Origin of the sequence: Actinomadura rugatobispora, assembly GCF_042656285.1 — a bacterium.
GTDB classification, from domain to species: domain Bacteria; phylum Actinomycetota; class Actinomycetes; order Streptosporangiales; family Streptosporangiaceae; genus Spirillospora; species Spirillospora rugatobispora.
On record NZ_JBHSON010000129.1, the window covers coordinates 17,639 to 27,335 of the forward strand.

General features: G+C 75.5%; 10 protein-coding genes. 3 read left to right on the forward strand and 7 right to left on the reverse strand.

Annotated features, from left to right (window positions below; genetic code table 11):
• Positions 1-10: 10 nt before the first annotated feature.
• The 7 genes from ACFPZN_RS50675 to ACFPZN_RS50705 form a co-directional block, all read right to left on the reverse strand.
• The gene (locus tag ACFPZN_RS50675; RefSeq protein ID WP_378291489.1) at positions 11-1,420 is read right to left on the reverse strand and encodes a hypothetical protein; all 1,410 of its coding nucleotides are present in this window, start codon (positions 1,418-1,420) and stop codon (positions 11-13) included.
• Between the two features lie 110 nt (positions 1,421-1,530).
• Positions 1,531-2,562, reverse strand: a complete 1,032-nt coding sequence (locus ACFPZN_RS50680) for a helix-turn-helix domain-containing protein (protein WP_378291491.1) — start codon at positions 2,560-2,562, stop codon at positions 1,531-1,533.
• Positions 2,563-2,633: 71 nt separating this feature from the next.
• Positions 2,634-3,650, reverse strand: coding sequence for an alpha/beta hydrolase (locus ACFPZN_RS50685; protein ID WP_378291493.1), 1,017 nt, complete (start codon positions 3,648-3,650; stop codon positions 2,634-2,636).
• Between the two features lie 142 nt (positions 3,651-3,792).
• Positions 3,793-4,725 (reverse strand): ATP-binding protein, encoded by a 933-nt coding sequence (locus ACFPZN_RS50690; protein ID WP_378291495.1) that lies wholly within the window; start codon positions 4,723-4,725, stop codon positions 3,793-3,795.
• Positions 4,726-5,041: 316 nt separating this feature from the next.
• The gene (locus tag ACFPZN_RS50695; protein WP_378291497.1) at positions 5,042-5,239 is read right to left on the reverse strand and encodes a DUF397 domain-containing protein; all 198 of its coding nucleotides are present in this window, start codon (positions 5,237-5,239) and stop codon (positions 5,042-5,044) included.
• A gap of 175 nt (positions 5,240-5,414) precedes the next feature.
• Positions 5,415-6,260, reverse strand: a complete 846-nt coding sequence (locus tag ACFPZN_RS50700; protein ID WP_378291499.1) for a helix-turn-helix domain-containing protein — start codon at positions 6,258-6,260, stop codon at positions 5,415-5,417.
• 99 nt (positions 6,261-6,359) lie between these two features.
• Positions 6,360-6,617: a DUF397 domain-containing protein gene (locus ACFPZN_RS50705; protein WP_378291501.1), complete on the reverse strand. Its 258-nt coding sequence runs from the start codon at positions 6,615-6,617 to the stop codon at positions 6,360-6,362.
• 378 nt (positions 6,618-6,995) lie between these two features.
• Between ACFPZN_RS50705 and ACFPZN_RS50710 the strand changes: the two genes are divergently transcribed.
• The 3 genes from ACFPZN_RS50710 to ACFPZN_RS50720 all read left to right on the forward strand — a co-directional run.
• The gene (locus ACFPZN_RS50710) at positions 6,996-7,709 is read left to right on the forward strand and encodes an EboA domain-containing protein (protein WP_378291503.1); all 714 of its coding nucleotides are present in this window, start codon (positions 6,996-6,998) and stop codon (positions 7,707-7,709) included.
• 117 nt (positions 7,710-7,826) lie between these two features.
• Positions 7,827-9,320 (forward strand): AMP-binding protein, encoded by a 1,494-nt coding sequence (locus ACFPZN_RS50715; protein ID WP_378291505.1) that lies wholly within the window; start codon positions 7,827-7,829, stop codon positions 9,318-9,320.
• 82 nt (positions 9,321-9,402) lie between these two features.
• Positions 9,403-9,697, forward strand: a 295-nt coding sequence (locus ACFPZN_RS50720; RefSeq protein WP_378291507.1) for a hypothetical protein, incomplete at its 3' end; no start/stop codon positions are given.

Here is a 9,697-nt window from a genome sequence, read left to right on the forward strand (position 1 = left end):
CCGTCGGGGCTCAGGGCGCGGCGGTGTTCGACAGCACGTCGGTCATGCGGGCCGCGACCTCGTCGTCCAGCGCGCGCTCGCGCAGCCGGGTCTCGATCTTCTCGCGGAGCTGCGCCAGCTTGAGCGGGGCGTCGCCGGTGCGTCCCGAGGCGAGGTCGTTGCGCAGGTTGGTGATCAAGTTGTTCAGGTCGACGGCCACGTCGGAACGGATCGCGCCGGACGCCTGCCCCCGGTCGACGATCGGCTGCAGCCGTCCCAGCGTCGCGAACACCTCCGGCGCCGGGTCCGGCGTGGGACCCGGCGGCGCGGTCTCGGTGGGTTCCGCGCCGCGCGGTGACGCGGGCGCCGGCAGCGGCGGCGCCGAGCCGCCCTGACCCGGGGACGGACCGGGCAACGAGCCGCGGCCGGCGACCACCAGGATCGCGGCCAGCGACGCCGCGGCCAGCGTCACGGCGACCGCCACCCGGAACACCGCCGCCCGGTCGCCGTCCAGGGCCGGGGACCGGCTCCGGGACGGGCGCTCCGGCGCGTCGGCCTGCCGGGACTCCAGGTCCTCCGGGCGGTCGAGGACCGCGGTGGCGTCGGACGGCCCCGGGCCGCCGGGGGAGGCGGGGAGCACGGGCTCACCGTCCGCGCCCGGCTCCCTCCCCAGCGCCCCGGCGAGGATCTCCGCGGCGCGGGCCGCCGCCGGACGCGCGGCGGGGTCGGGCGAACGGCACAGCGCACCGAGCCGCACGACCTCCTCGGGCGTCTCGGGCGCCGAGCCCTCTGCCGCGTCCTCTGCCGAGCCCTCCGCCGAGCCGCCGGCCGAGTCTTCCGCGGGGGGCTCCGGCAGGCACGCGCCCAGCAGGTCGCCGAGCGCCAGCACGTCCGCGGCCTGGCCGGCCTCGGGGGCCGCGCCGCCGCCCCGTGCGGGGGCGCCGTGCGAGGCCATGCCCAGGCCCACGATCCGCACCCCGTCGGGGGTGAGGAACACCTTCTCCGGCCGCAGGTCGCCGTGCGCCACCCCCGCCGCGTGCGCGGCGGCCAGCGCCGCGGCCACCTGCGCGCAGCACTCCAGCGCCTCCGGCACGGGCGGCGTCCCCCGGGCGATCCGCTCCGCCAGCGTCTCGCCGTCCAGGAACGCGGTCACGATGTAGGACACCTGGCGGCCGTCGCCGTCGCGGGTGCGGTCGCAGTCGTAGACGGTCACGAACGCGGGGTGGGTGATCCGGACCGCGTTCACCACGCGGTCCACCACCCGCGCGTGCGGGGGGCCGGGCCGGCCGCTCCCGCCGCCCACCCGTGCGAACCCGGGGATCCTGACGGCCACCGGGCGGTTGAGCGCCTCGTCCCAGGCGCGCCAGACGTGTCCCGTCCCGCCGCCGTCCAGGCGCTCCACCAGCCGGTAGCGCTCGGTGAGTCTGAGTCCTGGTTCCACTGCACTCACCCCTGCTGCCATACCCGAGGCCGTGCCGAGGACTCGGCCACCCGTACCGCAAACCATCAAGGTGTACGCATCCAGCGGTAAACAGGTTCGAGCCCGACAGGTCAGGAAGTGTTGCGGTGCAGGCGGCGCAGGGCCAGGGCGAGCTGCAGCCGCAGCCGCCCCTGCGGCTCGTGCACCGACCAGCCGAGCAGCGACTCGGCGTGCGCCAGCCGGTCCTGGAGCGTCGAGTGGTGGATCGCCATCTCCTCGGCCGCGCCGCGCAGGCTGCGCGCGGAGGCGACCGCGTCCAGCACGGCCAGCATCCAGGGGGCGGACGCCGCCGCGCGCTCGAGCGCGCGCACGTCCGGAACGGGCTCGGTGTCCGGGCCCACCGCGGCGGCGAGCACCGCGAGCCCGCCCAGCCGGTCGGCGTGGACGACCCGCGGCCCGGGATCCCGCTCGGTGCCCTCGGCGGTCAGGCGCAGCGCGGTCAGCGCCTCCCGGTGGGACACGGGCAGGTCGAGGACCGGCACCTCGGGGCCGATCCCGGTACGGCGCGTCCCGTCCGGCGCGGCGGCCCGCCCGCCGGTGGACCCGGCCGTTCCGGGCACGGGTTCGATCGCGGGGACCCCGCCCGCCATCGCCAGGGCCCGGGCCCGGCCGCGCGGGTCGAGGCCCAGCCGCCGGGCGGCGCGCAGCCGGGCCACGGCGGGCGCCGCCGGATCCAGCACGGTCTCGACCATCGCCTGGTCGTGGCCGGCGGCCGGGACCTTGCCGCGGGTGCGTTCGAGGACGGCGCGGATCGCGGTCGAGGCCCGCTCCAGGACCATCGCCTCCACCACCCCGGCCGGGCCGGGCCCCTCCAGCCACAGCGCGGGCGGACCGCCGGCCTCCAGCGGGGCGGACGGCCACCCGGCCCCGGCGGGCGGCGGACCGGCGCCGTCGGCGCGCCGCCCGCCGGGGTCCACCCGGATCCGCACCCGCCGCGTCTCGTCCACCAGGCGGGCGGGACGGCCGGTCAGCACGGCGGCGCCGCGCACCAGCGCCTCCAGCCCGGCCCGGCCCTCGACCAGCCGGTCGTAGTACGCGATCACCTGGAGCGCCGCGCCGGCGTCGGGGTCCAGCGCCTCCAGCCGCCCGGCCAGCTCCTTCACCGCGTCACACGTCCTGACACGCCCTCACCCGTCCTCACCGTCCCGGCCGGCCGGGTGCCGGGCCTCAGACCTCAGACCCCCAGCAGCCTGCGGAGCCAGCGCACCCGCGCCTCGCGCGCCTCCTGGGAGAGGGCGGCCTGCGGCGCCATCATGTCGAAGCCGTGGAAGCCGCCGGGCCACACGTGCAGCTCGGCCTGCCCGCCGGCCTGCCACAGCCGCGCCGCGTAGGCGACGTCCTCGTCCCGGAAGGTCTCAGCCGAGCCTACGTCGATGAACGCCGGCGGCAACCCCGAGAGGTCCTCGGCGCGGGCCGCGGCCGCGTAGGGCGACACCCCGGGGCCGCCCCTGGCGTCGCCGAGCAGCGCCGTCCAGCCGGTGTCGTTGGCCGTGCGGTCCCAGACGCCACGGCCGGCCATCTGCCGGGTCGACACGCTGTCGTTGCGGTCGTCCAGCATCGGGCACATCAGCACCTGCGCGGCGAGCGCGGGGCCGCCCCGGTCGCGGGCCAGCAGCGCCAGCGAGGCGGCCAGCCCGCCGCCGGCGCTGGTGCCGGCCACGATGATCCGCGCGGGGTCGGCGCCCAGCTCGGCGGCGTGCCCGGCCGTCCACACCAGGCCCGCGTAGCAGTCCTCGACGGGTGCCGGGTGCGGATGCTCGGGGGCCAGCCGGTACTCCACCGACACCGCCACCAGGCCCAGTTCCTGCGCCCAGTCCAGCACCTCGCCGAGGCCCATCCGGTTGTCACCCATGATCATCCCGCCGCCGTGCACGTAGTAGACCGCCGGGAGCGGCCCCTCGAAGCCGGTGGGGGTGCAGATCAGCAGGGAGACGTCCGGCGCTCCCGCGGGACCGGGCACGGCGCGTTCCACCACCTCGAAGGCGCCGTCCCGGCGCAGCTCGTCGTCGGTGACCCGGGGCATCGTCCCGCCCTGGCGCAGCATCGGCAGCACCTCCGCGGTGATGGCGGACGGCAGTGCCGCGCTGATGATCTCCAGCGCGGCGGCCAGTTCCGGCTCGAACGGGGGCGGCGGCGGAGCGCCGTCCGCGGCGGGGGCGGGCTGCTGGGAGGAGGAGGTCGGGGTGGTCATCGCTTCTCCTGTCTCGGGACGCCGCCGTGCGGGCGCGGCACCGGTGTGATCCATGCCATGCTCGCCCCCGCGAGGGTATGCCGACAGCGCCACGCGGCGGAAATCCTCCGCCGAACGGCGGGAAGGGGCCCGGGGCGCGCGCCTAACCGGTGCGGTCGAGACTCCCCGCGCGTTCGCGGGACAGGATCTCGTAGAGCTGGACGATCTGCTCGCAGGCCTCGGTGAGGTCGGAGCGCGGCACCCTGGCGAAGCCTCCGCCGGGCACCCGCCAGTGGAACGATCCTCCCTCGCACCACACGGTGAGGTCCCGCTCCACCGACAGCACCGACAGCCCGCGCTCGTTCCGCCGGATGAGACGGCGGATGCCGCGCTGGACGAGCAGCGCGTGCAGGTCCTCGGCGGCGCGCGCCGCACCGGTGTGCACGGGCGGGCACAGCGCCGGGATCGGCAGGCCGAACCAGGTCGCCTTGCCGGGCACCGCCGGGTCGACCAGCCGCGAACGGGTCAGGTGGTGACCCCAGCGGCCCTGGCTCAGCGCGTCGACGATGAGCAGCCCGCGGCCGTGCTCGGCGAGCTCTCCGGAAAGGCCGGCGACGTCGTCGCCGTCCGGTGCCGGGGCGGTGTGCGCCGGGTCGGCCTGAGCCGGGACGGCGGATGCCGGGGAGTCCGGCGCGGGAGCGGCCTGCGCCGGGGCGTCCGGCCCCGCGGCGGCGGCGCCGTGCCACTCCGGGGAGCCGTCGAAGACCTTGACGACCAGCTCGGAACGGTCCCGGTCGTGGCCCCCGTGGGCTCCGTGGCGCGCGTAGATCCACAGCTCCACCGGCCGGGCCGGGGAGGGGGTGCCGTCGGGCGAGCGCGGGACGCCGTGCCGCAGGGCGTTGGTGGCCAGCTCGCTGACCATCAGGGTGGCGCTGTCGATGGTGTCGGCGGACAGGCCGCCGAACCCCTCCAGCGTCTCGCCGGTGCCGGTGCGCGCCGCGTGCGCGATGGTCTCGTCCGGAGGCAGCCGCATGGCCGCGCAGCCGCCTCGGTCCACGCACAGGGAGGGCCGGAACCCCGATTCCGCCTCCGTCATGCTCGCCTCCCCCGTCGGGATATGAGCGTCCACGTTCGCGAGTCGCTATCTGTGATTCACAGTTATGGTCGCACATTCGGCGTGGCCGTCCCGCGAACTGAAGAAAACTTCACGGCTTGAAAGGCGAGACGTTCGTCGACACTCTCATAACGGTTAAAAACAGGGTGGACCTCATCATCGACGACAGATCCCGTCGCGGCCGGAAAAGGGCGGCCGTACCGGGCGGGTAGGGTGGTCGCACCCTGAGACGGGTGGCAGGCGCGAAGATCCCCCAGGGGTGCAGCCCTGGGGGATCCGCCTTCGCGGGGACGCGGCGCTACAGGTCGTAGCGGCCCGCGCGCACGTCGGCCAGGAACGCGGTGAACGCGGCACGGTCGACCACGTGCACGCCGGCGTCCGGCCTGGTGCTGTCGCGCAACGCGGTGGCGTCGCCCAGATCGGCGACCTCCACGCAGCCTCCGTTGCTGGAGGCGCTCGCCGTCGCCTTGAACCATTCGGCCTGAGACAGGTCCATGTCTACTCCGGCTCCGACCACTCGGGGTCTCGCTCGCGGGGTCTTCTCGGACGTCATGCTCGGAGTCATGCTCGGGCGCCGCGCGTGAAACGTCCCGCGCGAAACGTCCTGCACGAAACCTGGTGTTCGGAAGGTCTGGGTCGGACCGTCGTGCCCGACGGTCGGGAACGGGCGCTCAGTCGAGGGTGTGCGTCAACCGGTCGAGGTGCTCGGTGGTGCCGGCTGGATCGAGCGCCGCCTTGCGGACCCGTTCGAGGTTCTGCTCATAGGCCTCCACGATCTCGGGGTCGATGCTGTCCTGGATCGCGACGTCGTTCTCCAGGAAGGCCATCGAGGGGTCGTCGTCGAAGCGGAAGAGGTTGACCAGGGTCGACATGCCGGGGTGCAGCCCGTCGGCGAAGCGCAGCAGCCTGATCTCGACGTTGGGCCGCCGGCCCATCGCGGCGAGGTGGGCGATCTGCTCCCGCCGGTCGGACCGCTCGCCCCAGCGGTAGAGCAGGGACGCCTCGGTGACCAGCGCGAGCAGCTCGGGCGCGGTGCCGTCGTCGCGGTCGAGGACGCGCTGGCGCCGCAGCCGCGCCTTGAGCGCCCGTTCCCGCCACTCGGCGCCCTTGGAGCCGGAGGCGAACAGCGCCCGCGTGTAGGCGGGCGTCTGCAGCAGGCCCGGCACGACCAGGGGGGTGAGGACCCGGATGGCGGACGCGTCGGCCTCGAAGCCGGGGAACTCGTTGGGGAAGACGTCGGGGTGGTCGCGCCACCACGCGCGCCGGCGGGCGAGGGCGGCCAGCCGCTCCAGCTCCGCCAGGTCGCCGCCGGCCTGCCCGTAGACGCGGGCCAGGTCGCGGATGTCGCTGAGCTCGGGCCGCACCCAGTTGTTGGCCTCGAACCTGCCGACCTTGCCGCGGCCCCAGTTCAGCCGGTCGCAGACCTGGTTGGCGGTGAGGCCCGCCTCGTCCCGCAGGGCCTTCAGGCGCCGGGAGAGCCGCCACTTGGCGACGGTGGAGCCGTAGGCCTCGCTCACCGCGGCTCCCTCGCTCGACCTGCGGCTTTCCCCGCCAGCATAACCCTTCATCACCCTTCCGATTTTGTGAATCACAGATTGAAGGGGGTGTCCTCCCGGTTAGGTGGCGGCGCGGTCGAACTCGCCGGCCTTGGCTCCCTGGACGAAGCAGTCCCACTCGTGGTGGTCGAAGACCGAGACGTGACCGCCGTCCCCCTCGGTCCGCAGCAGCACCCACGGCCCGGTGAAGGCCACCTCGACGGCGCCCGCGCCGCCCGCGCCGCCCGCCGCGCGCCGCCAGTCGAGGGTCCGCAGGTCGACGCCCAGCTCGTCGGCCGCCGGCTTGGCCGGCCTGCCCGCCATGGTCGGCTCGCTCATCGGTCCGCCCGTCCTCTCGTCCGTTCCGCCGTCCGGCCGGTGTCCAGCGGCCGCGATTCGCGACACAGATTAGGGGACCGCAAAAGCCGAACCGCATTGCGTCAATGCCGAAAGCGGTGAATCGGATCGTCCGAAGTCGGTGCGCGCTGTACCGTCCCACCGCGAGCGGCTCCATCGCAATGGCGCGAATGTGATTAACGCCGGTCCGGAAGGGGATCGCCAGTCCGTGCCGGACCGGCCGCGAGTCGGGACGGGGGAAGGGCGGTAGTCGCGATGGTGCGCGATCCCCGCGAGGATTCTTGTCAGGAAATACCTAGTTTGGCGGGTTTTCTGGGCCTTAGCGTGCGCCGACTCCGCACTTCATGCCCAGGAGCCCCCATGACCGCGCCCGATCCGCTCTCCCTGGTACGCGACGTCCTGCCGCCCGCCGATCTGGCGTGGCTCGAGAAGGCCCGCGCCCGCGCCGCGGCCGACCCCCGTTCCGTCATCCTCCTCTTCCCGGCCGTCGGGCGCCACTGCGGCCGCCGCCGCGCCCTGGACGCCGGCGGCCGGCGCCTCGACGACGCCTGCCGCGCGCTGCTGCTCGACGCCACCACCGGTCCCGTCCTCGACCTGCTCGGCGACCTCTACCACGACGGCGGCGTGGACGAGCGGCGCGCCGTCCTGAAAGCCTTGCCCCGGCTGCTCGACCGGCTGCCGGCCGAGTCCGCCGCGCTCGCCCTGGTGCACGACGCGCTCCGCGGCGACGACCCCGTGCTGCTGGAGGCCGCCGTGGGGCCCTACGGGGGGCGCCACCTCGACCAGGACTCCTTCCGCCGGGCCGTGCTGAAGTGCGCGCTCGCCGGTGTTCCGCTGACCGCCGTGGCGACGCTGAGGGAACGCGCCGACCGGACGCTGGCCCGGATGCTGGCCGGGCTCGTCCGCGACCGCGCCGCGGCCGGGCTGGACCTCCCGGAGGGCGTGTGGGTCGTCCTGCACGACCACCCCGACCTCGTCCTGGACCTGGACGCCGACGAGGCGGTCCGCGTCCCAGGGGAGGCCCGCACGTGGGCGCCCCGGCTGGCCCGCACTCTGGGCATGGGCGGAGCCTGACCGGGCGGGCTGTCGTCCGGCCACAACGGGCGGGCCCGCGCGTTGGGCGCCGCGCCCGATGCCGCGATCGCCGGCCGCTCCTACCCTGGCGGCAAGGGTGATCTTGAGGAGGCGCGGATGACCACAGCCACGGACGTCACGGCGGTGCCGATCGGCCGGAGGGTGCGCGACCTGGCCGCGACCAGGCCGGACGCGCCCGCGGTGACCTGCGGGGACGACACCGTCACCTGGGCGGATCTGGACCGGCGCACCAACCGGATGGCCCGGGCCCTCGCGGACGCGGGCGTGGACCAGGGGCGGTTCGTCACCATCGCCCTCCCCAACGGCGTCGGCTTCGTCCTGGTGTGCGTGGCGGTCTGGAAACTGGGCGCGGTTCCGCAACCGGTGTCGTGGCGGCTCCCGGAGGCGGAGCTGGCCGGCGTCGTGGACCTGGCCGACCCGCCGGTGGTCGTGGGGCCGGTGGCGGTTCCCGGGCGCCGCGCCGTCCTGCCGGAGGAACTCGAGGCGGGCGGCCACGGCGACGGCCCGCTGCCCGACCGGGTGTCGCCCTCCTGGAAGGCGCCGACCTCGGGCGGCAGCACCGGGCGTCCCAAGCTGATCGTGTCCGGCACCCCCGGCGTGGTGGAGGACCGGGCCACGCGGTTCTGGCGCTGCGGCGCCGACGACACCCTCCTCATGCCCGGCCCGATGTTCCACAACGGCCCGTTCGCCTCGGCGTTCGCGGGATTCCTGGAGGGCGGGCACCTGGTGCTCCTCCCCAGGTTCGACGCCGCCGCGACGCTGCGCGAGGTGGAACGGCACCGCGCCACCTGGCTCTACCTCGTCCCCACGATGATGAACCGGATCTGGCGCCTGCCGGAGGAGCGGCGCGCCGCCCACGACCTGTCGTCCCTGCGCACCGTGTGGCATCTGGCCGCGCCCTGCCCGCCCTGGCTCAAGCACGCCTGGATCGACTGGCTCGGACCCGAGCGGATCTGGGAGCTGTACGGCGGCACCGAGAGCATCGCCACCACCGTGATCGCGGGCACCGAGTGGCTGGACAGGCCCGGCTCGGTGGGACGCCCCGCCTACGGCGAGATCGCCGTGCTCGGCCCGGACGGGCGGCGGCTGCCGCCGGGCGAGGTCGGCGAGGTCTACATGCGGCGGGACGAGGGCGTCCCGGCGACCTACCGCTACATCGGAGCCGAGGCGCGGTCGCTCGGGGAGTGGGAGTCGCTGGGCGACCTCGGCAGCCTCGACGCCGACGGGTTCCTCTACCTGGCCGACCGCCGCACCGACATGATCCTGGTCGGCGGGGAGAACGTGTATCCGGCCGAGGTCGAGGCGGCCCTGGAGGAGCACCCGGACGTGCTGTCGTGCGCGGTCGTCGGGCTGCCCGACGACGACCTCGGGCAGGCCGTGCACGCGATCGTCCAGGCGCGGGACGGCCGCGCCGGCGACGCGCTGCGGGACGAGCTGGACCGCTGGGCGGGGGAGCGGCTGGAACGGATGAAGCGGCCGCGGAGCGTGGAGTTCGTCGACGTGCCGCTGCGCGACGACGCGGGGAAGGTCCGCCGCTCGGCCCTGCGCGCCGAACGGATCGGAACACCGCGCCGCGAGGCGGCCGGCTGACCACGCACGCCCTTCTGCTTGGGCGCTTCGGGCCGGGGAAACCCGGATGCGATCCGGTGCCCGTTTCGACCACCATGGAGGGGTGGGCGAGGTAGGGAAGACAGGCGATCGGGCACTGCTGCGGTTGGGCGCGCAGATGGCCGAGGTCGAAGCGCTGTTCGCCTGCGTGCTCGCCGAGCTCGACGCGCAGGCCGAGCGGCGCGCGCTGATGGAACTGGCCGGGGCCGGGACGCGGCTGGCCGAGCTGGCGGGCACGCTCGCCGCCGGGCAGGCGCCGCTCGACCCTCCCCGGCCGCCGCGCCCGCGTCGCGCCCCCGCGCGGCGCCGCGCCGCGGCGACGCGCCGTCCGGCGCGCACCAAGCTGGAGCGCCGGATCG